The following is a 23,676-nucleotide window of genomic DNA, read 5'->3' as shown; positions in this document are numbered from 1 at the left end:
AGCTGGGCGTGCAGCCTCCCGCGGCGGCGAGCACCTCCGGCTCCGAGTCGCGCTCCGGAACCGCCGGGCCGCACCAGGAGCCCGCCAAGAACCGGGAGATCCCGCCGGCCGACCCGGCCACGGAGTCCTCCCCGGCCCCTTCCGGGGCCTCCCCCGCGCCCGGCGACGCCGGGGAGCGCACCCGGCCGGCCGGCTCCCCGCGCCCCGCGGCCGACTCCGGGCGCCGCCCGGCGGAGCGCGAACGGCAGCGCACGGACGGGGTCTGCGGTGACGGCGGCGACGTGGCCCACATCGACCGGCTCTCCGGCGACGAGCCCCTGCTGCCTGCCCGCGTCCACCGCCCCTCCGATCTGACGCGTCTGCTCGCGGGCATCCTGGCGATCGCCGTCGTCCTGGGTCTCGCCGCCTTCGCCCACGGCACGACCAGCGGCCTCGAGTCGGACATCTCCAAGGGCACCGGCCAAGCCCCCGACCTGCTGGTGAAACTCGCCGGACTGATGTCGAGCATCGCCGTGCTCCTCGTCCCGGTCGCCTTCGCCATCGAACGGCTGATCAAGCGGGACGGACTGCGCATCGCCGACGGCGTGCTCGCGGCCGTACTCGCTCACGGGGTGACGCTCGCCACCGATCTGTGGGTCGCCAAGGCCGCACCCAGCCAGATCCAGGACGCGCTGACCCAGCCCGCCTCGGGCGGCGGGCTCACCGACCCGGTCCACGGTTACCTGGCGCCCGTGATCGCCTATATGACGGCGGTCGGCATGGCACGAAGGCCCCGCTGGCGGGTCGCGCTGTGGGGCGTGCTCCTGCTCGACGCCTTCGCGATGCTCGTCGCCGGCTACACCACACCGTTCTCGATCATCCTGACCGTGCTGATCGGCTGGACCGTCGCGTACGGCACGCTCTACACGGTCGGCTCCCCGAACGTACGACCGACCGGCCAAACCCTCCTCGCCGGACTGCGACACGTCGGATTCCGCCCTGTCACGGCCATGCGGGCCGAGGACGTACCGGACTCCGCCGACCAGGGCGACAGGGGGCGGAGGTACCTCGTCACCCTGGAGGACGGCCCGCCGCTCGACGTCACCGTCGTCGACCGCGAGCAGCAAGCGCACGGCTACTTCTACCGGGTGTGGCGCCGACTGACGCTGCGGAGCATCACCACCCGTCGTTCCACCCAGTCGCTGCGGCAGGCGCTGGAGCAGGAGGCACTGCTCGCCTACGCCGCCATCGCCGCCGGCGCCAACGCGCCCAAGCTGATCGCCACGTCCGAGCTGGGCCCGGACGCCGTCATGCTCGTGTACGAGCACCTCGGCGGCCGCTCGCTCGACTCCATGCCCGACGAGGAGATCACCGACGAGGTGGTCCACGGGGCGTTCAGGCAGGTGCGGGCGCTGCAGTCACGCCGTATCGCGCACCGCAGGCTCACCGGCGACGCGATCCTGGTGGATCGTTCCGGCAGGGTCGTGCTGACCGATCTGCGCGGCGGTGAGATCGCGGCCGGCGACGTGGTGCTGCGCATGGACATCGCGCAGTTGCTGACCACGGTGGGCCTGCGCGTGGGGGCCGGGCGCGCGGTCGCCGCGGCCGTCGAGGTGCTGGGCTCCGACACGGTCGCGGCCTGTCTGCCCCTGCTGCAGCCGATCGCGCTCAGCCGCTCCACCCGCGCGACACTGCGGCGGCTCGCCAGGGAACGGGCGCAGCGCGAGCGTGAGGCGGTGCTCGCGGCAGCGGAGTCGGCGCGGCAGGCCAGGGCTGAGCAGGGCCCCGACGGCGCCGAGGACGACCGCAAGGCAGCCCGCAGGTCGCTGCGCGCCGAGAAGCAGGCCGAGAAGCGGGCCATGGACGAGGCGCTCGACGAGGCCCGCGAGGAGGACCTCCTTGCCCAGATCCGGCACCAGGTGCTGCTGATCCGGCCGCAGGCGCCGGTGGAACCGGCCCGGCTGGAGCGGATCAGGCCGCGCACGCTGGTCAGTCTGATCGCCGGGGCCATCGCCGCCTACTTCCTGCTGTCGCAGCTCACGCGGACCGATCTCGGAGTGGTCGGCCGGGCCGACTGGGGCTGGGTCGCCGCCGCGGTCCTGTTCTCGGCACTGAGCTATGTCGCGGCGGCGATGAGCCTGCTGGGATTCGTGCCCGAGCGGGTTCCGTTCCTGCGGACCGTCGTCGCGCAGGTCGCGGGCTCGTTCGTGAAGATCGTGGCCCCGGCCGCCGTGGGCGGAGTCGCCCTGAACACCCGCTTCCTCCAGCGCTCCGGCGTCCGCCCCGGACTGGCGGTGGCGAGCGTGGGCGCCTCGCAGCTCTTCGGCCTCGGCGCCCACATCCTGCTGCTGCTGGCCTTCGGGTACCTCACCGGCACGGAGAAGACGTCGTCGTTCACACCGTCGAGGACGGTCATCGCGGGACTGCTGACGGTGGCCGTGCTCGTGCTGGTGGTGACCGCCATCCCGTTCCTGCGGAAGTTCGTCGCCACACGACTGCGGTCCCTGTTCGCCGGGGTCGTCCCGCGCATGCTGGACGTACTCCAGCGGCCGGGGAAGCTCCTCACGGGAATCGGCGGCATGCTGCTGCTCACCGGCTCCTTCGTCATGTGCCTGGACGCCTCCATCCGGGCCTTCGGCAACGGCGAGCAGCAACTCAGCTACGCCAGCATCGCCGTCGTCTTCCTGGCCGGCAACGCGCTGGGGTCCGCCGCTCCCACCCCGGGCGGTGTGGGAGCGGTGGAGGGTGCGCTGACCTTCGGCCTCATCGCGGTGGGGCTGCCCGCCGAGGTCGCGGCCCCGGCGGTGCTGCTCTACCGGCTGCTGACGCTGTGGCTGCCGGTGCTGCCGGGATGGCTGTCCTTCAACCACCTCACCCGCAAGGGAGCGCTCTAGGCGTACGCGCCGGGCGCTCCGGCCGCCGGGCCTCGCCCGGCGGCCGCCGACAGGCGGCGCGCCGCGCGGGGCCGCAGGATGGGGTCATGCCGACCTCCCCCACCGGCCGCCACGCCGCCGGCCCCGACCCCGGCGGAGACGGCCGGGACACCGACGCCCCCGGCCTGCCGGCGGCGCACGGCCCGTACGGGGACGCCCCGGCCATTCGTCCTGGCGACGCGGCGCAGGACGACGCCGGCCCCGGCCTCGTCACCGCCGACGGCCCCGGGCGCCGTGGCGGCATCGCCGCACGGCGTGCCGGAACCCTGCTCGCCGCCGCGACCGCCACCATGCTCCTCGTCACCGCCGGCTGCTCCGACGGCGGAGGCGGAAACGGAAACGGGGAGCAGCGCGACCGCGACCTCGGCAGCCAGAACCTCGACTGGAAGCCGTGCCCGGCTCCCTCGGAGGCCGAGGGCGGCGGCACCGCGCCCTCTCCGCTGCCCGGCGGCACGAAGTGGGAGTGCTCCTTCATGGAGGTCCCGCGTGACTGGGCGAAGCCCGACGGCGAGACCATCGAGCTGGCCCTGATCCGGGCGAAGGCCCGTGACCAGGCCGACCGGATCGGTTCGCTGATCTTCAACTTCGGCGGCCCCGGCGGCTCCGGGGTCAGCACGCTGCCGGCGGCGGCACAGGACTTCGAGCGGCTGCGCGCCCGCTATGACCTGGTGAGCTTCGACCCGAGGGGCGTCGGCCGCAGCCAGCCCGTTGAGTGCCTCGACGACCCGGAGCTGGACCAGTACTACGCCCAGGACGCCACCCCGGACGACAGTGCCGAGGAGAAGACGTACAGCGACAACCTGAGCAGGTACGACGCGGCCTGCGAGGAGAACTCAGGCCCGGACCTGCCCCACGTAGGCACCACCAACGCAGCACGGGACATGGATCTGATGCGCCAGGTCCTCGGCGACGACAAGCTGCACTACTTCGGCATCTCCTACGGGACGGAGCTCGGCGGCGTCTACGCACACCTCTTCCCGGAGAACGTCGGACGGGCGGTCTTCGACGCCGTCGTCGACCCGACCAGCACCGCGGTGGAGGGCTCGCTCGGCCAGGCCAGGGGCTTCCAGCTGGCGTTCACCAACTTCGCGGAGGACTGCGTCGCGCGGGGTGACGCCTGCCAGCTGCCGGGCAGCACGCCTGAGGAGATCCAGCAGTTCGTCATCGACCTCCAGAACCGGCTGGAGAAGAAGCCGATCCCCGGCATCGGCGACCGCGAGCTCACCCAGACCCAGGCGACCAACGGCATCGCCCAGGCCCTCTACTCCAAGGAGTACTGGCCGCTGCTGGAGCAGGGACTCGACGAGGCGGACGGCGGTGACGGCTCGCTGCTGCTCGCACTGTCCGACGCGATGAACGGCCGCAACAGGGAGGGGCAGTACAGCAACCTCCAGGCGGCCAACGCGGCCATCAACTGCGTGGACTTCAAGGAGCGGTACTCGATGGAGCAGACGAAGGCCAGGCTCCCCGAGTTCCGCGAGGCCTCGCCGATCTTCGGCGACTACCTCGGGTGGGGTCTGATGGGCTGCAAGCACTGGCCGGTGCCCGGGCAGTGGGAGACGCCCGACGTCAGTGCGCCCGGCGCGGCCCCCATCCTCGTCATCGGCAACACCGGCGACCCGGCGACGCCGTACGAGGGCGCCCGGGCCATGGTCCAGGCGCTCGGCAAGGGCGTGGGGGTCGAGCTGACGTACGAAGGCGAGGGCCACGGCGCCTACAACAGCGGCAGCAAGTGCGTGGCGGCCGCGGTGGACCAGTACCTGCTGAACGGGAAGGTCCCGGCTTCCGGAACCGTCTGCCGGTGACGGACGGGCCGCACGGTGCGCGGGTCGCCCGGCGAGCGGCCCGGCACCGGCCGGGCTTGCCCGGGCTCCCTCGTCACTGTCAGTGACGGCACCTAGGATGGCTCAGCAGTGGAGCGGACAGGCGATGCACGGGGGGCAAGAATGTCTTTGCTGACGAGGCCGGCCGCGGCGGCCGTGGCGCTGGCGCTGGCCGGCGGGGCGCTGGCGGCCTGTGACACGGGCGGTGGTCCGGGGGCGGACGGCGGGGGCCGCCCCGCGGCATCCCTCCCGGTGAGGCAGGGCGACGCCGCCCACGGTCTTCCCGACGCGCTCACGAAGCAGCGTCCGCGATGGGAGCCCTGCGCGGGCGCGGAGGGCTGGACCTGCGCGTCGGTGAAGGTCCCGCTCGACTACGGCGCCCCGGAAGGCGAGACGATCTCCATCGCGCTCATCCGCCGCCCGGCGCGGGACGAGGACCGACGCCTCGGCTCGCTGCTGTTCAACTTCGGTGGCCCCGGAGTCTCCGGCGTCGATCTGCTGCCCCGTGCGTCGGTGGAGTACGAGAAGCTCAACTCGCGCTACGACCTGGTGGGTTTCGACCCGCGCGGGGTGTCGGGGAGTGCGGGCGTGGTGTGCCGCGACGACGCGGGCACGGAGGAGGCCGCCGAGCGCGTCGACCTCACCCCCGACACGACCGCCGAAGAGGCGGCCTACTTCGCGGACGCCAGGGACTTCGGCGAGGGCTGCGCGCGCCGCGCCGGAAAGCTCCTCGCCCATGTGGGCACGGCGAACGCCGCACGCGACATGGACGTCGTCCGCCATGTCCTGGGCGACCTCAAGCTCAACTACTTCGGCATCTCGTACGGCACCCAGCTCGGCGGCACGTACGCCCATCTCTTCCCGGAGAACGTGGGACGGACGGTGCTGGACGCGGCGGTCGACCCGACGGCGGACACCGTGGGGCACGCCCGCAACCAGACCACCGGCTTCCAGCGCGCCCTGGACAACTACCTCACGAGCAGGGGCGAGGACCCGAAGCGGGGCACGGCCCGGATAGCGGCGCTGCTTGAGCGGATCGACCGGAAGCCGCTTCCGGCCGGCGACGACCGTGAGCTGAACCAGAGCCTCGCGCTCACGGGAATCGTGCTGCCCCTCTACTCACAGACCATGTGGCCCACTCTCACGGCGGCCCTCGAGGAGGCGGAGCGGGGGCGCGGAACGAAGCTGCTGGCCCTGGCCGACTCGTACAACGACCGTGAACCGGACGGAAGTTACGGCACTCAGTCCCACTCGCAGCGGGCGATATCGTGCGTGGACGCAGAACAGCGCCCGACCCCGGCCGAGGCGAAGGCCCTGCTGCCGGAATTCGAGCGGATATCCCCGGTGTTCGGTCCGTTCCTGGCATGGGACACGGCGGGATGGTGCGCGGACTGGCCGGTCCCCGGGGAGCACGAGACGCCCGAAACCAGCGCAAAGGGCGCGGGCCCGATCCTGGTCGTGGGTACGACCGGTGACCCGGCGACACCGTACGAGGGCGCCCGGCGGATGGCGGACGAACTGGGCGAGGGTGTCGGCATCCTGCTCACCAACAAGGGCGAGGGCCACGGCGGCTACACCCCGTCGAACGGATGCGTGACGGGGATCGTGAACGGCTATCTGCTGGACGGCGAGGTACCGGAGGACGGCAGGACCTGCGGCTAGGGCGTGCCGTTCCGCCAGGCTCTCCGGGCGGCACGGCACCAGTTCGCCGGCACGGCCGGGACAAGACGCCGTCTCCGGCCCGCCCACCGGCCGATACGGCGCGGGAATGGGCGGCCACCGCCCTCGCTCCCCGCGCGCGAAGGAGAGCGGGCATCCTCCCACCCACCGGCGCAGGCGGCGAAGGGCGGCACCATCCACACGCCGAAACCCCATGCGAAAGGGGCCGGCCCGATGCGGGCCGACCCCTTCACTCCGGAGCGCGGATCCATCTAGTGCCGCGCCAGGCAACGTTCGCCCCGTCGCGACGCCCGGCACGGCGACTCGCGGCGTTGCCGAATCAACCGAGTAGGCCCACTACGAGGATCCGGCGCCTTGCGATCCTTCCCCTCGGCCCAGAGGGCCGGGGGAGACCCCGTGCACCGGACGCCGCTCCTTGACGGGCAAAACTTGCCTGACCCGCCACTAGTAGACCGGCTTGTCCGGCTCGATCTGGTTGACCCAGCCGATCACGCCTCCACCGACGTGCACGGCGTCGGCGAAGCCGGCCGACTTGAGCACCGCCAGGACTTCCGCACTGCGGACACCCGTCTTGCAGTGCAGGACGATCTTCCTGTCCTGCGGCAGGTCCTGGAGGGCACTGCCCATCAGGAACTCGTTCTTGGGAATCAGACGCGCGCCGGGGATCGCGACGATCTCGTACTCGTTCGGCTCTCGGACGTCGATGATGTCGATGCTCTCGCCGTCGTCGATCCACTCCTTGAGCTGCTTCGGAGTGATCGTGGAGCCGAGCGCCGCCTCCTGGGCTTCCTCGGACACGACGCCGCAGAAGGCCTCGTAGTCGATGAGTTCGGTGACGGTCGGGTTCTCACCGCAGACCGCGCAGTTCGGGTCCTTGCGAACCTTCACCTGGCGGTACTGCATCTCCAGGGCGTCGTAGATCATCAGTCGGCCGACCAGCGGCTCGCCGATGCCGGCCAGCAGCTTGATGGCCTCGTTGACCTGGATGGACCCGATGGACGCGCAGAGCACGCCCAGCACGCCGCCCTCCGCACAGGAGGGCACCATGCCGGGCGGCGGGGGCTCCGGGTACAGGCAGCGGTAGCAGGGGCCGTGCTCGGACCAGAACACCGATGCCTGGCCGTCGAAGCGGTAGATCGACCCCCATACGTACGGCTTGTTGAGCAGCACGCACGCGTCGTTGACCAGGTAGCGGGTGGCGAAGTTGTCCGTGCCGTCGACGATGAGGTCGTACTGGCCGAAGATGTCCATCACGTTCTCGGCCTCGAGCCGCTCCTCGTGAAGGACCACGTTCACGTACGGGTTGATGCCCTTGACGCTGTCACGCGCGGACTCGGCCTTGGAACGGCCGATGTCCGACTGGCTGTGGATGATCTGACGCTGCAGGTTCGACTCGTCGACCTCGTCGAACTCCACGATGCCGAGCGTGCCGACACCCGCCGCCGCCAGGTACATCAGCGCCGGCGAGCCCAGGCCACCGGCGCCCACACAGAGCACCTTGGCGTTCTTCAGCCGCTTCTGCCCGTCCATCCCGACATCCGGGATGATCAGGTGGCGGGAGTACCTGCGGACCTCGTCTACGGTGAGCTCGGCGGCCGGCTCGACCAGGGGTGGCAGCGACACGGGGACTCCGTCGTTGGTGGTTGCGTCAGTACGGTTGCTCTGGCTGTAACAGTGCCACGCACCTTCTCATTCCGAGACACCCGGTCCAATCCGCGAGACAATTTCGTCCCAGTAGCCGGGCAACGAGTCGAATGCCCCACTTTGTCCCCGATCCGGACCCGAACGGTCGGTGAAGAAGATCGTCCCGGCACCCTGCCAGCGGGCGATCCTCATCGCCTCGTCCAGATGCGTCCGGGGCACCCCGTGGACGAAGTGCACGAAGCGCTCCGGAGGGTGGTCCGCGGTCCACTCCGCCACCTGCGACCAGCGGTAGTCGGTCCAGGCTCCGGAGAATGTGACGAGTTGGTCGGCCGCCTCCGCGTAGCCGGGATGGGGGTGCTCGCCGTGGCCCAGAACGATGTGCCCGCCGTCGAGCACCGCCTCCAGCGTGGCCGTCTCGCGGCGCACCTGGGGCAGGTCCGCCCGCTCTACCGGGCAGCGGTCCAGCAGGAAGCCGCCGACCTTGTACCAGTCGAGGTAGCGATGGGCGTCGGAGACGATCTCGGCGAAGGTCCGCGTGCCGTGGGCGAGGTCGATGCGGCCCAGCACCCGGACTCCGGCGTTGGTGAGCTTGCCCGCCGCCTCCAGGCAGTGCGGGTCGGGTCTGCTGCCCGGACCGTCCGAGACGTTGAGGACGGCCCAGTGCAGCGGGGTTCCCGGTCTGGTCAGCTCGGCCCATTCGACCGGGGCGACCAGGGGGTGGGCATAGCCCGGGACACCGAAACCGAGCCGGTCGGCGCCCGTGGCGGAGAGTGCGCGGTCCGTGCTGATCAGATGCGGCATGCCGCCTCCATCCAGATGTCCGCGAGGGACTCCTCGAGGTTGATCCGCGGCCGCCAGCCCAGCCGGTCGCGGGCGGTTCGTACATCCGCCTGCTGCCAGCTGCCGCAGCCGTCGGGGTAGGGGTAGGGCGTGGCGCCCAGCTGCTCCGGGACGGACTCGGGGCCCCGGGGCGCGCCGATGACCGGGTGCCCGGGGCGGTGGGGCGGGCCGTCCAGCTCGTGCAGTGCCCCCGCGTATCCGGCGACCCGGGCCAGCACGGCGGCGGCGTCGCGTAGCCGCACCGCTCGGCCGGTTCCGATGTTGACGACGCCCTGCGCGGCGGAGAGCGAGGCGGCGTGCACGGCGCGCGCCACGTCCCGCACGTCGACGAAGTCGCGCTGGACGCCCAGTCCGCTCAGCTTCAGCTCGCCGTCCCCGGCCTGCATGGCGCGGCGCATGGCCTCGGCCAGCCGACCGAGTGGTGAGCCGGCCGGGGTGCCGGGGCCGACGGGCGAGAAGGCCCGCAGGACGACGGCGTCCAGCCCGGACCCGAGAACCAGCTCGGTCGCGGCGAGCTTGGACACGCCGTACGGCCCGCCGGGTCGCGGCACGGCGTCCTCGGCGGTCGAGGAACCGGGCTGCGAGGGCCCGTACTCGGAGGCGCAGCCGAGCTGGACGAGCCGGGCGGCGCATCCGCTGCGGCGCATGGCCTCGCAGACGGTGGCGACGGCCACCGTGTTGTGCCGGGTGAGGTCGCGTGCGCCTCCGCGGGTGGCGCCGGCGCAGTTGATCACGACCCCCGGGTGGACGGCGTCCAGGAACCGGGTGAGCGCCCCCGGGCTGCCGCCCGCGAGGTCGAACCGTACGTCGGCGTCGTCGCCGCGCCCGAGCGCGGTCAGGTGCACGGCCGGGTCGGCCAGCAACCGGTCGGCGACGAACCGGCCGAGGAATCCGTTTGCTCCGAGCAGCAGCACCCTCATCGCGCGGCTCCTCGGGGCCGACGGGCCGGTGCTGGGTGGTGCGGGGTCATCGTCTTCTGTCTCCTCGGGGGATCGGTGGAGTGGTGGGTTACGCCCGCGGCGTCGGCTCCGCGGGAGCGCGTGGGGAGCTGGAGTGCGTGGGGGTGTGAGGGGTCATGTGGTGTGGGCCGAGGCCCGCGAGAGCACGGCGGTCGCGTGGACGAGCAGTCCGAGGGCGGCGGCGCCGCACACGAGTGCGGGCACGGCGGCGGCACCCCAGGTGTGCACCGCTGCCACTACGGGCCGGGCGAGGAAGTCGCAGCCGGGGAGGCGGCCGACGAGGACCGCGGCCGGGGCGAGCGCCTCGCCTGTGCATGCGAAGCCGAGGCCGGCGGCGGCCGCGTGCGGGAAGCCGTGCACGGTCAGCAGCCGGGCGAGGAAGAGCAGCAGCCCGAGGGCGACGGCCGGGGCGAGCGCCACGGGCAGGACCTGGGACGTCAGCACGAGCAGGGCGATGAGGCAACCGGTGTGCAGGGCGATGCCGCTGAGCAGTAGAGGCCGTGTGCCCGCCGCGAATTCCTCGAGCGCCCTGCTGGCTCCCAGCCTGCGCCGCGCCCTGGCCGCGAACAGCCGCGCGGTCCAGGCGGCGGGGGCCACGGCGAGGGCGAGGCCCACGAGCGGGCCGGGCGCGGGCGGCCACGGTCCGTCGGGTCCACCGGCGACGAGTCCGGCGAGCAGCCCGTCGCCGAGGAGGGAGTACGCCACGAGCCAGCACACCAGGAGGCGCGCGACGGGCGCGGTGCGCCCGGGGGCGCGCAACGGTCCGCGCCGCAGGCTCCAGGCGAGCGCGACGGCCAGCCCGGCGGCCCCGGCCGCGCCCACGCCGAGCCGGGCTCCGTCCTCGGTGAGGCGGAGGCCGGCCGCCGTGAGGACGGCGACCGCGCCCGGCGCCATCGCGGACAGCAGGTGTGCGGGGCGGGCGACGGCGTCCTCGTCCCCGGCGGGCGGTCCGCTCTCCTCGCCGCGAGGGACCCGGGCGTACAGCTCCTCGGCGAGGGAGAAGACGTCGCGGTGCCGGAAGCGTGCGGCGGTCCGGTCGGTGACGCCGTGCGCCTCCAGACCGGCGGCGATCTCCAGCGGGTCGACGGCCCGTTCGCACAGTTCGCGGTGGCGGTGCATGAGCGCCTTCACCGGGTCGGCGGGCCCCCGCCGGCTGCTCCCGGTGCGAGCGGCTCCGCCGGTTCCCCCTGCGGCCCGCTCGTTCGCCACCGGCTTCGAGCGGGCGCCCGGGGCCGCGGCGACGGCGGGCCCTCGGGGTGCGACGCCCACGGCGACCGGGCGGCGCCCGGCATCCGGCTGCCGCGCGGTGATGGTTCTGCCCGTGGGGGTGGGGTCGGTGGGTTCAGACATCGGGCCCTCCTGGTGCGGCCGCGGCGTTGACGGATGCGGGGTCCGCCCAGCGGGGGCGGGTGCGGCCGCCGGTCCAGTGACCGGGGACATGGGCCTCCGCCGGGGTGGCGAAGGGCACGGGCTCACCGTCGCCGTCGACGGCGTCCGAGTCGCGGTGGACCGGACTGTGGGAGATGAGCTCCAGGTAGATGCCGCGGAAGGCGGCGAGGTTCTGCTCGACGGTGAAGAGTTCGAGCGCCCGGGCCCGGGCCGCGGCGCCGAGCCGTTCACGACGCTCGGGGTCGCGCAGCAGTGCCAGGCAGGCGTCCGCGAGCGCCCGGGGGTTGCGCGGGGGGACGACGAGCCCCGTGCCGCCGATGACCTCGACGACCGCGCCGACGTCGGTGGACACGGTCGCCCGGCCGCAGAACATCGCCTCGACCAGGCTGATCGGGAAACCCTCGACGACGCTGGACAGGACGATCACGGCCCCGGCGGCATAGGCGTCCGCGAGGTCCGGGGCCTCCGGGCCGCCTATCTCCTCGAACGAGACGGGGTTGTCGCCGACCGTGTGCGCGTCCGCGGCCTCGTCGGGGAAGAGCTGTGCGGCCAGGGCCCTGCAGTGCGCGAGGTAGGCGCCGGACCCGGGTCCCGTCACGGGTGCGCCGAGAATCCTGAGCCGCGTCTCGGGCTTCTCCTTGCGCACCTCGGCGAAGGCGTGGAGCAGTGCGATGAGGTCCTTGGCCGGCTCGATCCGGCCGACCCAGACGAGGGTGTGCGGATCGCCGGAGTCGTCCCCCTCCCCGACCGCGGTGAAGCGCTCGGCGTCCATGCCGGGGTAGACCGTGCGCAGCCGGGCCGGGTCGGCACCGCACTTCTCCTGCCAGCGCCGGGCGTGGGTGTTCCCGGGCGTGATGACGGACGCCCGCCGGTAGACCTCGGAGGCGAGGCACCCGTGGAAGGCGGCCAGCAGCGCGCGGACCGGGGCGGCGAGGGGCGCGTCGTAGGCCGCGAGGTAGTGGGCGCGCAGCTGTACCCCGTACTCGGTGACCAGAAGCGGAACCCCGAAGAAGCGTTTGGCCAGAAGCCCGGGCAGGGCCGCCGTGCCGCCGGAGGCTGCATGGCAGAGGTCGACCGCGCCGAGGGAGTCGTCCCCGTACCAGTCGAGTGAGAGCGGGCGCAGCGCGCGCTCGAGCTCGTCGGTGAAGGCGAGGTAGTCCGGAACCGCGGCGGTGTGCACGGCCCGGCGGGCGCCTGGGGCCCGGCAGGCGGACTCCAGTGTGCGCACGGCGAGTTCGGATCGCAGGGCCGCGTACAGTCCGCCGCACTCCCGGGCGAGTCCGGCGAGACCGTACAGCCCTTCGGCGAACGCCTCCGGGGCGCCGTCGGAGCAGACTGCGGAGGCGAGGGAGGCGAAGTGGGCGGCGAACACGCGCCGTTCACGGCGCCCGTAGGTGCGCCCGTCGTCCTCGGGCGCCCAGAGGGGCGCCGTCCGCACCCGCTGGACGTGGTGCGGCAGTTCCACCCAGCCCTGGTCCTCCTGGTGGGCGGAGCGGCTGAGGGCGTAGACGTCGAAGTCGTGCTGGGTGAGCCCGCGCACGAGCCGGTCGCACCAGAGCCTGGACTGACCCGTCGCATACGGATAACCACCGTCCGTGAGCAGTCCGATCCGCACGAGTGCACCCCCGATCTCCTGTGTGGCCGGCCGCCTCCGGTCCGGCGGCCCGCAGCGGGAAAAAGTTATGCGGACAAGCCGGTGGCGCGACGGACGGTTGTCCATCGCGCCACCGGAAGGGGTGAATGCACGTAACTTTCCCGCCCTCGTAGCGTTCGGTCGCGCTACAAGCGGTTTCCGTCACGTTCCGTCAGACCGCGGCGAACCCCCTCCGCGCCCCGCGTCGAGCACCGTAGGGCCGCGAGAGCTCCTTCGCGTACGGACCCGGGGAGATCCGAGCACCTCCTCGACGGCGCCCGGCGAGGCGACGCGGCCGGGCCGCACTGCGGAGCCGGCGATCGACAGCCACCGCCTCCCCGCCACCAGGAGCTGCGGGAAACGGGCCCTGGAACACGGTCGGGGCCCCCGGACGGCAGGAGCGGCCGCAGCAGCGCCGCGACGTAGCGCCCCGGACCGGGCACCCGCCCGGGGAGGCGGTTCGCGAACGGCCGCCCCGACACGGCCCCCGGATCAACCTTCCGGATACGCCCAGGGGTTGGGACGGCACTTGATCCCGTCGATGTCCAGCGACTTCGTCTGCTGCTGCATCACGGGGGCGAGGGCCCCCGGTGTACGGCAGTTCACATGGCCGCGTCCGAGGCGGTGGCCGACCTCGTGGTTGATGAGCATCTGACGGTAGGACAGCATCGCCTTGGCCCCGTAGGTCTCCGCACCCCGGGCCCAGCGGTACGCGTTGATCATCACGCGCTCGGTGGAGGCGGAGTCGCAGGAGACGTTGTCGACGGTGGTGTCGAGACCGGACTTGGCGCACCAGATCCCGGTGGTGCCCGGGCTCGCCAGCGTGATGACGAATTCGGGCTCTCCCGAGGAGATCCGCTCGAAGCTCATGGCCCCGCCGCGCGCCCAGCTGCGGTCGTCGTTGAGGGTCTTCTGGACGGCGTCCGCGAACAGCTTCCCGTCCAGGCCGAGCCCCTGCTCGACGTCCACCCGGTAGCGGATCTTCCGGCCCGTGCCGGGCGCCCGGTCCAGGCCCGGGACCGCCTCGAACTTGCCCGAGCCCTTGAGCCCGGGGTCGAGGGGGAACTGCCGGGACATCAGCTGCGCGTACGTGGGCGGTGCTGCGGGGGCGGCCGGAGCCGTCTGCCGCGGAGGCACCGCGCGCTGGTCGGAGCGGGACGCGTCGTCCTCCGAGATCCGCTCGGTGCCCTCGGCCGCCTGGGGGGCCGTCGACGCCGGCCCGGCGTCGGTGACCTGTCCGGCGACGACGACCGCCAGGACGGTCGTCACGGCGGCGGCCGCGACGCCCGTGACCGTACGGCCGCGGCCGTGTTTGGCGGGGGTCTCGTCGTCACTGCCGCCGTCTTCGGCGGCCGCCCCCGCCTCCGGCGCCCGCTCCTCCCCGGGCGGCGGCGCGTCGAAGGCATCGACGAACTCCCGGCGCGGACCCGGGATCCGGGCGCCGGCACCGATCGGCGGCCGCTGCCGGGCGCCGGGCGCGAAGGCCGGGAACTGCCCGGTCGTGGCGGCGGAAGCGGTGCCGGGGTGCCGGCCCGTGGTGGCGGCGGTGTGGTCCCGCGGAACGCCCTGCCAGTCGCCGTACCGGCCGCCGGCCGAGGGCTGGCCGCCCCAGCCGCCGCCCGTCTCGTACTGCTGGGGGTGACCGCCGCGCACCTGCGGTACGCCGTGCGCCGGTGTGCCGTCGGCCGCGGGCCCCGAGTGTTCCGGCGGACCGCCTGCCCGCCTGCGCCGCCCGGTGCCGGAACCCGCGGGCGAGCCCGCGCCGCCACCGGAAGCGCCCCCGGTGTCGGCGGCCTTGGGTGCGGGGCCCTTGCGGCTGTGTCGTCCCACGCCCCGGATCAGCTCCTCGTGCTGTCGTCGAGCAGTTGCCGTGCGGCCTCTGCGACCGTCTCCGGATACTCCATCATGGCGACGTGGCCCGCGTCCGGGAGGGTCAGCAGCCGCGAGTCGCGGAACGCGGCGTTCGCCCGGCGGGCCATGCGGTACGAGACCAGTTGGTCCCGGCAGCCGTAGACCAGCAGCGTGGGCGCGAGCACGCGCTCCGCCTGGCGCCACAGACCGTGCTGGCCTCCCAGCGTGTACGCGTCAAGAATGCCGCGCGCGGAACGGGCCATGGCATCCCAGAAGTAGGGCAGTCCCAGTCGGCGCTCCATCTCCTCCACCGCGTGGAGGAAGGCCTCGTCGGTCACCCGGCCCGGATCGCCGTAGCAGAGGGACAGCACACCGCGGACCCGCATCTCGGGCGTCCAGCCGCGCGTCAGCCGCTGGAAAAGCGGGGCGACGCCGGGCAGGCCGAGCGCCGCGGTGGGCCAGGCGCCGCGTTGTGCGCGGAGTTCCGGCAGCGCGGGCGAGACGAGCGTGAGGGTGCTCACCAGATCGGGGCGGACGGCCGCGACCCGGGTGGCGACCGCGCCACCCAGGGAGTTCCCGAACAGATGGACCGGGCCGCGTCCGCTCGCGTCGAGCAGACGGATCACCGCACGGGCGTGGGCGGTGATCGAGTAGTTGCCGTCGTCGGGCGGCGGTGACTCCCCGAAGCCGGGCAGGTCGACGGCCTCGCCGTCCACGATGCCGTCGAGCGCCGCCATCAGCAGCGTCCAGTTCTGGGACGAGCCGCCCAGCCCGTGGACGAAGAGCGCCGGGGGCAGCCCGGCCCGGGCGGGCGGGCGGGCACGCACCGTGAGCGTCAGCCCCGGGAGGGCCACCGAGCGCAGCTCCTCCCCCTCGGCCACCCGCACGGAACGGATCCGCGGAGCCGGGTCGGCGGCGCGGGTTCCCGGCAGCTCGGTCGAAGACATGGGGGCAATGTTACGAGACGATCACGCGACGGAACCTGTGTTCGGCATCACACACCGCATAGCGTTCGGCCGGGCATGCTCATACGCTCGATTACGGGGTACTCGCTCCTGGCTGAGGCCGCAGAGGAAAGGGATCCAGATGGCTGCCGACCCGACGGACCCGGAAACCTTCACGGAGGACGACCAGGGGACGCCGAACGAACCCGAGGAGCTGGAGGAGCTCGACGAGGAGACGCCCGAGGCCGACGCCGCCGAGCAGCACGCCGAGGTGCGGCAGGTCGGCGACGAGCCGCTGACCCGCATCGACCCGTCGAAGGCGAACGAGGCGGACGCCCTGGAACAGGCCAGGGTGGTGGCCCTCGACGAGGAGGACTATCGCTGATCTGTCCGGTTTCCCGGGGCCACCACTACCGCGGGCGTCCGGTACGTGAAATTCTGCGCCCGCACCGCGCACACCACGGTTACCGAAAAGTACGATGGCGGGCGCGAGCGCAGAGCGCACGCACGGAACACTGTGCTTGTGACATCGAACGTGGGAGGCGGCGTGACAGCCATCGAGCAGACAGAGGCGGCGCGCCCGCGAGGCACCCGCCTGCCGCGCCGTGCCCGACGCAACCAGCTTCTCGGCGCGGCCCAGGAAGTCTTCGTCGCCCAGGGGTACCACTCGGCGGCGATGGACGACATCGCGGAGCGCGCCGGCGTCAGCAAGCCGGTGCTGTACCAGCACTTCCCCGGGAAGCTGGAGCTCTACCTGGCACTGCTGGACCAGCACTGCGAGTCGCTGCTGCAGGCGGTGCGCGGCGCCCTCGCGTCGACGACGGACAACAAGCAGCGCGTCGCGGCCACCATGGACGCGTACTTCGCGTACGTCGAGGACGAGGGCGGCGCGTTCCGGTTGGTCTTCGAGTCGGACCTGACGAACGAACCCGCCGTGCGCGAGCGCGTCGAGCGCGTCTCGCTGCAGTGTGCCGAGGCCATCTCCGAGGTGATCGCCGAGGACACCGGTCTCTCGCAGGACGAGTCCATGCTGCTGGCCGTGGGGCTCGGCGGTGTCTCGCAGGTGGTCGCCCGTTACTGGCTCTCCAGCAGCTCGGGCATTCCGCGCGACACGGCGGTGCAGCTGCTGACGTCGCTGGCCTGGCGCGGCATCGCCGGCTTCCCGCTGCACTCCGCCGAGGGCGGCCACGGCGACGACCGGTGACGGCCCGGCCGCCGCTGTTCGCTGCGGGCGTGCACGGCTGAGCCGTGTGACGTCGCCTCACCGGGCTAATGTGTGCTGCGTACGGCGCGGCTGACCGCGCATCGCTGACCGTTCGGAGGGACATAGCCGTGGAGGTCAAGATCGGCGTGCAGCACGCGCCCCGGGAGATCGCTCTGGAGAGCGGTCAGACCGCCGAGGAGGTCGAGCAGGCCATCGCCGACGCTCTGGCCGGCAAGACGCAGCTGCTCAGCCTGACCGACGACAAGGGACGCAAGGTGCTGGTACCGGCCGACCGCATCGCCTATGTCGAGATCGGCGAGCCGACCACGCGCCGCGTGGGCTTCGGCGCGCTCTAGGCACCGACTGCCGGAAGGGCACCGCGGGCGTCGCCCGCGGTGCCCTTCCGCGTGTCCGGTCCCTACCCCGCCGCGGGGGCCTGTGTCCAGCGGTGAACGGGTGGAACGGATGGTTGTTTTCCGGTCGGTCCGGGTAGGACGGGCTACGACCAGACACGCCCTCCCGCCGTCCGTGAGGTGATCCGTGGTGATCCTGGAGGCTCTCGGCTCCTTCCTGCTCGGACTCGCGCTCTCCTGGGCGGCCCAGCGACGGCTTCCGGACCGGCTCCCCACCCAGCGCGTGGTGTACCCGGCGGGCACACTCGGCGCACTGTTCGGCGCGTATCTGACGCACACGGCCCTCGGATCCGGACATCTGCTCGGCACCCTGCTCGGGGCGGTGCTCGTCGCCGCCGTCACGCTGTCGCTGCTGATCCGGCCGACGACGCGACGGCTGCGCCGATCAGCCGCCGTCTGACGCGCCGCCCACCGCACTCCCGTCGGGGCACCCGTGCGGTCCTCCGGCAACCGGGCCGCTCCGTGCTTCCCGACCGGTCGTCATGCGGCGAGACCCAGCGCGGCCATCCGCTTCGTGTGCGCCTTGGTGATCCGGGTGAACATCTCGCCGACCGCCGCCAGGTCGAACCCGTCCGCCACCCCGCCCACGAGCATCGTGGACAGCGCGTCGCGCTCGGCCACGACCCGCTGGGCCTGGGAGAGCGCCTCGCCCATCAGCCGACGCGCCCAGAGCGCGAGCCGGCCGCCGACCCGCGGATCCGCCTCGATCGCGGCACGGACCTTCTCCACGGCGAAGTTCCCGTGGCCGGTGTCGTCCAGCACCGAGAGCACCAGGGCGCGGGTGTCGGAGTCCAGCCGCACGGCCACCTCGCGATAGAAGTCGCTGGCGATCGAGTCGCCGACGTACGCCTTGACCAGGCCCTCCAGCCAGTCGGAAGGAGCGGTCTGGCGGTGGAACTCGTCCAAGGCGGCCGCGAAGGGCTCCATGGCCTTCGTCGGCTCGGCGTCGATCGCGGTCAGCCGGTCCCGCAGCTGCTCGAAGTGGTGGAACTCCGCGGAGGCCATCTTGGCCAGCTCGGCCTTGTCGGCCAGCGTCGGCGCCAGCTTCGCGTCCTCGGCGAGACGCTCGAAGGCCGCCAGCTCGCCGTAGGCGAGCGCCCCGAGCAGATCCACGACCGCGGCACGGTACTGGGGGTCGGCGGAGGCCGCGGCCCAGTCCTGGGCGGCGATCCCGGTCGGTTCTTCGGCCGCGTCGGCGGCGGGCGCGGTGGCGTTGTCAGGCGTCTCCATGAAGCGCACAATAGCTGGCCGTCCACACCCTGGAAGGGCCTGGTCAGCCCCCGTCGCGACAGGGTCGCCGGGAATTCGGCCAACACAGATGCGCGAATCCGGGGTACAGTGGTATTAAGCCTGCCGGATATTCGGCGGGCCCTCTGAATGAGGATGCCCGGTCGGTGGCCCGATCGGCTCCGACCCGACAGCCCTCTGTGCGCATTCCGCCACATGAGGGGACCTCAGCGGCACGAGCGCTCGAGCGACGGCAGTGGTCCCGCGCCTTCCGGCCAATCCACAGCCGGCACCCGTACCCAGGTGCGGTAGGACCCCCAGCGTTCGCCTCGCGCCGCGTCTCACAGAAGAGGCAACACCCTGACTACGCAGGCCAAGACTTTCCGAGAACTCGGGATCCTCCCCGAGACCGCCGAGGCCCTGGAGGCCGTCGGCATCACGACCCCCTTCCCCATCCAGGAGATGACCCTCCCGGTCGCGCTCTCCGGCACCGACGTGATCGGCCAGGCCAAGACCGGCACCGGCAAGACGCTGGGCTTCGGCCTTCCGCTGCTGGATCGCGTCACCGTGCCCGCCGACGTCGAGGCGGGGCGGGCGAAGCCCGAGGAGCTGACCGACACTCCGCAGGCGCTCGTGGTCGTGCCCACCCGTGAACTGTGCACGCAGGTCACCAACGACCTGCTCACCGCCGGCAAGGTGCGCAACGTCCGCGTGACCGCGATCTACGGCGGACGTGCCTACGAGCCGCAGGTCGAGGCGCTGAAGAAGGGCGTCGACGTGGTCGTCGGCACGCCCGGCCGGCTCCTGGACCTCGCGGGCCAGAAGAAGCTCAACCTCTCGCACGTGAAGGCGCTCGTCCTCGACGAGGCCGATGAGATGCTCGACCTGGGCTTCCTGCCCGACGTCGAGAAGATCATCCAGCTGCTGCCGGTGCGCCGCCAGACCATGCTGTTCTCGGCGACCATGCCGGGCGCGGTGATCGGCCTTGCGCGCCGCTACATGTCGCAGCCCACCCACATCCGCGCCACCGCGCCGGACGACGAGGGCGCGACGGTCGCGAACATCACGCAGCGCGTGTACCGGGCGCACTCCCTGGACAAGCCCGAGATGGTCGCCCGCATGCTGCAGGCCGAGGGCCGCGGCCTGGCGATGATCTTCTGCCGCACCAAGCGCACGGCCGCGGACATCGCGGACCAGCTCGCCCGTCGCGGCTTCGCCTCCGGCGCCGTGCACGGCGACCTGGGCCAGGGCGCACGCGAGCAGGCGCTGCGCGCCTTCCGCAACGGCAAGGTCGACGTGCTGGTGTGCACCGACGTCGCCGCACGCGGCATCGACGTCGAGGGCGTCACGCATGTGATCAACTACCAGACGCCGGAGGACGAGAAGACGTACCTCCACCGCATCGGCCGCACGGGCCGCGCGGGCGCGACCGGCACCGCCGTGACGCTGGTGGACTGGGACGACATCCCGCGCTGGCAGCTGATCAACAAGGCGCTGGACCTGGACTTCAACGACCCGGCCGAGACGTACTCCACGTCCCAGCACCTCTTCGAGGAGCTGGGCATCCCCGCGGGCACCAAGGGTGTCCTGCCGCGGGCCGAGCGCACCCGCGCCGGTCTGGACGCGGAGGACCTCGAGGACCTCGGCGAGCCCGGCGGCCGCGGGGCGCGCTCCGGATCCCGCACGAAGACGGCCGAGCGCTCCGAGCGTCCCGCCCGTACCCCGCGTCAGCGGCGTCGCACGCGCGGCGGTGCCCCGCTGGAGGCGGAGGGGACCGTGACCACCGAGGCTCCGACCGCCGTCGGGGAGACGGCGGACCAGGCGCCGCGCACCCCGCGCCGTCGCCGCCGGACCCGGGTGGGCGCGACCGCCGAGGGATCCGCCGAGGGTTCCGCCGTGGCGACGATCGAGGCGCCGACCACCGAGGCCCCCGCGGAGGAGCCGGCCAAGCCGCGCCGCCGTACGCGCGCCAAGGCCACCGCGGCCGAAACCGCCACCGAAGCACCGGCCGCCGAGGCCCCCGCCGAAGAACCGGCCAAGCCGCGCCGCCGCCGCACTCGCGCCAAGGCCGCCCAGCCGGAGGCGTAAGCCGTTCGCTGAGGGCCCGTCATCCCAACCAGGGACGGCGGGCCCTCTGCCGTACCGCGGCGGTCCGTGCGCCGCCCGGCAACGCCGAACGCCCCGGTACTCTCGTCCACATGAGCCGGCCGCCCACCTTCCGCCCGCCTTCCTGCGCCCGCGCCCGCGCGCTCCGCACCAGCCGCGGGGACTTCGCCGCACTGGACGCCGAGCCGGACGAGAGGGCCGGTGCCCGCAGGGGGACCGTGCTGCTGCTGCCCGGGTACACCGGCAGCAAGGAGGACTTCATCGCGCTGCTGGAGCCGATCGCCGCGGCCGGTTTCCGGGCCGTCGCAGTCGACGGACGCGGCCAGTACGAGACCGACGGTCCCGACGACGAGGCGGCCTACGCGCAGTCCGAGCTGGCGCGGGACGTGCTCGCCCAGGCCGAGGCGACCGGTGACGCGCCCGTGCACCTCGTCGGGCACTCACTGGGCGGTCAGATCGCCCGGGCCGCGGTCCTCCTCGACGTACGCCCGTTCCGGACCCTGACGCTGGTGTCGTCCGGCCCGGCCCGTATCGCCCCCGCCCAGCAGCACAAGGTCAAGCTGCTGAGCGATGCGCTCGCGGTGATGGACATGAGCGAGGTATGGGAGGCCATGCAGGCACTCGACCCGCCGGAGGAGGCCGCCACCGACGGTGAGGACCTGCGGCGCCGCTGGCTGCGCCACCGCCCTGCCCAGCTCCTCGCCACCGGCCGCCAGCTGACGGTGGAGCCGGACCGGATCGACGAGCTCGCCGCCGTGGGACCGCTGCCCAAGCACGTGCTGTCGGGCGAGCGGGACGACACCTGGCCGGTGCCGCTGCTGGACGAGATGGCGGTGCGTCTGGGGGCGCTCCGCACGGTGATCGAGGGTGCCGAGCATTCGCCGAACACGGACCGCCCGGCACCGACCGCGGCGGCGATGGTGGACTTCTGGTCGCGGAACTGACGTGCGCCCCGGGAGCCGGCCGTGGGGCCGGGACAACCCGGCCGTGCCCGTGCCGTCTCTCGGGCTCCGGAGCGGCCGTCCGCTCCCGGAGCCGATCGTCCGGCGGCGGCGCGGGCCGTGTCGGGTCCGGATCGCCCACCCGGCATCAGAACTGACCGTGCAGGTGGTCCCAGAAGCCGTCCCGCAGCGCCCGTCGCAGATGGGCGTAGCCCCGCAGGGAGTGCTTCAGGAGCTTCTCCGCCTCGATGAGCAGGTCCTGGTCGACCGGGCCGGGCAGGTAGGGGTGTCCGGGCAGCAGCTCGGCCATCGGTTCCCGTCCGCGTTCGGCCAGCCAGGTGGCGGCTATCTGCGCGCCCACGAAGCGCACGTCGTCACGGGACGGGGGCGGGCTGTCGTCCTCGTAGGTCGTCACCGGTCGGCGTGTGACGTAGGGGCGGCAGAAGTCGAGGTCGAAGGTGCGCTGGCTGTCGACCTCCCAGAGCAGCGGCTCCGCCTGGTTGCGGCCCTCCGCCGCCTCTATGCCCCACAGATGGACCCGGGCGCCGTATCCCTGGGCGGCCTCCACCGCGGAGACCAGGTCCTCGTCCCCGCCGACGAGCGCCGCGTCGCTGATCGCCCGGTGCCGGGCGAGTGACTCCAGGTCGGTGCGTATGAGGGAGTCGACGCCCTTCTGCTGGTTGTTGGCGTTGAGGTTGCCCAGCCGGACCTTCACGTCGGGCAGTTCCGCTATGGCCTGCTGCTCGGCCGTGTGGATGCGGCGCCGGGCGCCGTCGTACCAGTAGACGCGCAGCAGCCGGCTGTCCGCGAAGATCGTGCGGGCCTTGTCGATGAACGCCTCGATGAGCCCTTCGGCGTCGAGGTCGAACGAGCGCCGGTCCTCGGTACCCGCCACAAGCAACCCGGCCGCAGCATAGACGTAACCCGCGTCGACGAAGATGGCATGCGTGGACGGGGTCTTGGCGACCTCGGCGAGCATGCGCTGGAGCAGCTCGTTGGTGCGCTCCACGCGGGCGCTCATCTCGGACAGCTCAGAGTCGTTCATGTCGACCCCATTGTGAGCGGGCCGGGCCCTACCTGCCAGTAGTTAGCCATCCAAAAATTTTCCTTAGCGTAGGGAATGTTTGCAGACGGCATTCCGTTGAGAGGTACATACACAGACGGCCAGAGGGGAGCTCTTCATGCGCTTCGAAATCATGCGACTCGACGACGTCGACGGCACCGCCGTGGACAGCACCGTCGTGGACGCCGCCTCCGTGAGCCGGATGGTGCAGCAGGCCGCAGCGATCGGCCAGCGTATCTACATCCGGCCGACCGAGGCCGCGGCTTCGTAACGCCTTCCGGCGCGACGCCCTCGAACGGAAAGTATCCGTTCGGGGGCGTCGTGCGTGCGGGGAGAGATCCGCCGGCGGTCGCCGGTCAGGAGCCCTGGATCACCTGGGTGATGCCGTTGATGATCTGCTGAACGGCGATCGCCGAGAGCATCATGCCCGCCAGCCGGGTCACCAGCACCACGCCGCCGTCCTTGATCACACGGATGATCAGCAGCGAGTAGCGCATGGTCAGCAGCAGGACGACGTGCATCGCGACGATCGCGGCCCACACCGACACCTGCTGGGCGGTGCTGCCGGCGTTCTGCACCGCGAGGATGACGGAGACGATCGCACCGGGACCCGCCAGCAGCGGCATGCCCAGCGGCACGAGGGCCACGTTGACGTCCTTGGTCTGCTTGGGTTCGTCGGTCTTCCCCGTGAGCAGATCGAGCGCGATGAGGAGCAGGAGCAGACCGCCCGCGATCATCAGCGCGGGCACGGAGACATGGAGGTAGTCGAGGATCTGCTGACCGAGGATGCCGAAGACGGTGATCACGCCGAAGGCGACGGCGACCGCCTGCCAGGCCATCCGGCGCTGGACCTTGACGGGGCGGCCGGAGGTGAGGGCCAGGAAGATCGGGGTGATCCCGGGAGGATCCATGATCACGAACAGGGTGAGGAACAGGGAGCCGAAGACGGCGAGGTCGAACACGGTGAGGCCTTGCAGGGGTGTCGGACAACTGGGGTGGTGGACGAGCGGGGGCCGCGAGGTCCGTACGCGGGAGCGGCCGTACGTG

20 protein-coding genes are annotated in these 23,676 nt (G+C 72.6%); 10 read left to right on the top strand and 10 right to left on the bottom strand.

All coding sequences use genetic code 11. From position 1 onward, the window contains the following. The first annotated feature begins 8 nt into the window (after positions 1-8). The 3 genes from QMZ92_RS03755 to QMZ92_RS03745 all read left to right on the top strand — a co-directional run bounded on the left by QMZ92_RS03755 (position 9) and on the right by QMZ92_RS03745 (position 6,397). Entirely contained in the window at positions 9-2,873 is a 2,865-nt protein-coding gene (locus QMZ92_RS03755; protein WP_283295790.1) for a lysylphosphatidylglycerol synthase domain-containing protein, read from the top strand. Between the two features lie 86 nt (positions 2,874-2,959). Further along, on the top strand, positions 2,960-4,717 hold the full coding sequence (locus QMZ92_RS03750; RefSeq protein ID WP_283295789.1) for an alpha/beta hydrolase: 1,758 nt from the start codon (positions 2,960-2,962) through the stop codon (positions 4,715-4,717). A gap of 141 nt (positions 4,718-4,858) precedes the next feature. Next, entirely contained in the window at positions 4,859-6,397 is a 1,539-nt protein-coding gene (locus QMZ92_RS03745) for an alpha/beta hydrolase (RefSeq protein ID WP_283295788.1), read from the top strand. Between the two features lie 462 nt (positions 6,398-6,859). Here the strand turns inward: QMZ92_RS03745 and moeZ are convergent, their stop codons facing one another. The 7 genes from moeZ to QMZ92_RS03710 all read right to left on the bottom strand — a co-directional run bounded on the left by moeZ (position 6,860) and on the right by QMZ92_RS03710 (position 15,678). After that, a complete protein-coding gene (gene moeZ / locus QMZ92_RS03740; RefSeq protein ID WP_283295787.1) occupies positions 6,860-8,038 on the bottom strand; it encodes an adenylyltransferase/sulfurtransferase MoeZ in 1,179 nt (392 codons plus the stop codon). 66 nt (positions 8,039-8,104) lie between these two features. After that, positions 8,105-8,860: a spherulation-specific family 4 protein gene (locus QMZ92_RS03735; RefSeq protein WP_283295786.1), complete on the bottom strand. Its 756-nt coding sequence runs from the start codon at positions 8,858-8,860 to the stop codon at positions 8,105-8,107. After that, entirely contained in the window at positions 8,848-9,819 is a 972-nt protein-coding gene (locus QMZ92_RS03730) for an NAD-dependent epimerase/dehydratase family protein (RefSeq protein WP_283295785.1), read from the bottom strand. Before QMZ92_RS03730 ends, QMZ92_RS03735 begins: the two co-directional genes overlap by 13 nt. A 153-nt stretch (positions 9,820-9,972) precedes the next feature. Continuing rightward, positions 9,973-11,208: a hypothetical protein gene (locus QMZ92_RS03725; protein ID WP_283295784.1), complete on the bottom strand. Its 1,236-nt coding sequence runs from the start codon at positions 11,206-11,208 to the stop codon at positions 9,973-9,975. Then, entirely contained in the window at positions 11,201-12,862 is a 1,662-nt protein-coding gene (locus tag QMZ92_RS03720; protein ID WP_283295783.1) for a DUF3492 domain-containing protein, read from the bottom strand. The genes QMZ92_RS03725 and QMZ92_RS03720 overlap by 8 nt, the downstream gene beginning before the upstream one ends. A 510-nt stretch (positions 12,863-13,372) precedes the next feature. Then, positions 13,373-14,710: a DUF3152 domain-containing protein gene (locus QMZ92_RS03715; RefSeq protein ID WP_283295782.1), complete on the bottom strand. Its 1,338-nt coding sequence runs from the start codon at positions 14,708-14,710 to the stop codon at positions 13,373-13,375. An 8-nt stretch (positions 14,711-14,718) separates the two neighbouring features. Next, positions 14,719-15,678: an alpha/beta fold hydrolase gene (locus QMZ92_RS03710; RefSeq protein WP_283295781.1), complete on the bottom strand. Its 960-nt coding sequence runs from the start codon at positions 15,676-15,678 to the stop codon at positions 14,719-14,721. A 139-nt stretch (positions 15,679-15,817) separates the two neighbouring features. Here QMZ92_RS03710 and QMZ92_RS03705 point away from each other — a divergent pair, with 139 nt between their 5' ends. The 4 genes from QMZ92_RS03705 to QMZ92_RS03690 all read left to right on the top strand — a co-directional run bounded on the left by QMZ92_RS03705 (position 15,818) and on the right by QMZ92_RS03690 (position 17,692). Then, the gene (locus QMZ92_RS03705; RefSeq protein WP_283295780.1) at positions 15,818-16,060 is read left to right on the top strand and encodes an Rv3202a family protein; all 243 of its coding nucleotides are present in this window, start codon (positions 15,818-15,820) and stop codon (positions 16,058-16,060) included. Between the two features lie 162 nt (positions 16,061-16,222). Further along, positions 16,223-16,879 carry a TetR/AcrR family transcriptional regulator gene (locus tag QMZ92_RS03700; protein WP_138053317.1) on the top strand — a complete coding sequence of 219 codons (657 nt, stop codon included), beginning with the start codon at positions 16,223-16,225 and terminating at the stop codon, positions 16,877-16,879. Positions 16,880-17,007: 128 nt separating this feature from the next. Then, on the top strand, positions 17,008-17,235 hold the full coding sequence (locus tag QMZ92_RS03695) for a DUF3107 domain-containing protein (RefSeq protein ID WP_283295779.1): 228 nt from the start codon (positions 17,008-17,010) through the stop codon (positions 17,233-17,235). A gap of 187 nt (positions 17,236-17,422) precedes the next feature. Further along, positions 17,423-17,692, top strand: coding sequence for a hypothetical protein (locus tag QMZ92_RS03690; RefSeq protein ID WP_283295862.1), 270 nt, complete (start codon positions 17,423-17,425; stop codon positions 17,690-17,692). An 80-nt stretch (positions 17,693-17,772) separates the two neighbouring features. Here QMZ92_RS03690 and QMZ92_RS03685 read toward each other — a convergent pair whose 3' ends face one another. Further along, positions 17,773-18,522, bottom strand: coding sequence for a ferritin-like fold-containing protein (locus QMZ92_RS03685; protein ID WP_283295778.1), 750 nt, complete (start codon positions 18,520-18,522; stop codon positions 17,773-17,775). Between the two features lie 459 nt (positions 18,523-18,981). On the opposite strand from QMZ92_RS03685, the gene QMZ92_RS03680 reads away from it, so the two are divergent. Together QMZ92_RS03680 and QMZ92_RS03675 are read left to right on the top strand one after the other, a co-directional pair. Further along, the gene (locus tag QMZ92_RS03680) at positions 18,982-20,607 is read left to right on the top strand and encodes a DEAD/DEAH box helicase (protein ID WP_283295777.1); all 1,626 of its coding nucleotides are present in this window, start codon (positions 18,982-18,984) and stop codon (positions 20,605-20,607) included. Between the two features lie 110 nt (positions 20,608-20,717). Then, positions 20,718-21,569 carry an alpha/beta fold hydrolase gene (locus QMZ92_RS03675; RefSeq protein WP_283295776.1) on the top strand — a complete coding sequence of 284 codons (852 nt, stop codon included), beginning with the start codon at positions 20,718-20,720 and terminating at the stop codon, positions 21,567-21,569. Between the two features lie 145 nt (positions 21,570-21,714). Here QMZ92_RS03675 and QMZ92_RS03670 read toward each other — a convergent pair whose 3' ends face one another. Next, a complete protein-coding gene (locus QMZ92_RS03670) occupies positions 21,715-22,611 on the bottom strand; it encodes an NYN domain-containing protein (protein WP_283295775.1) in 897 nt (298 codons plus the stop codon). A gap of 136 nt (positions 22,612-22,747) precedes the next feature. Between QMZ92_RS03670 and QMZ92_RS03665 the strand changes: the two genes are divergently transcribed. Beyond that, positions 22,748-22,900 carry a DUF8834 family protein gene (locus tag QMZ92_RS03665; protein ID WP_269728501.1) on the top strand — a complete coding sequence of 51 codons (153 nt, stop codon included), beginning with the start codon at positions 22,748-22,750 and terminating at the stop codon, positions 22,898-22,900. A gap of 85 nt (positions 22,901-22,985) precedes the next feature. On the opposite strand, the gene QMZ92_RS03660 is transcribed toward QMZ92_RS03665, so the two are convergent. Continuing rightward, the gene (locus QMZ92_RS03660; protein WP_283295774.1) at positions 22,986-23,591 is read right to left on the bottom strand and encodes a MarC family protein; all 606 of its coding nucleotides are present in this window, start codon (positions 23,589-23,591) and stop codon (positions 22,986-22,988) included. Positions 23,592-23,676 lie beyond the last annotated feature (85 nt).

The sequence above is a fragment of the Streptomyces sp. HNM0645 genome (assembly GCF_030056615.1).
GTDB classification, from domain to species: Bacteria; Actinomycetota; Actinomycetes; order Streptomycetales; family Streptomycetaceae; genus Streptomyces; species Streptomyces marianii.
Note: the sequence above shows the minus strand (reverse complement) of the source record. Positions and strands in the feature narration are given on the sequence as shown.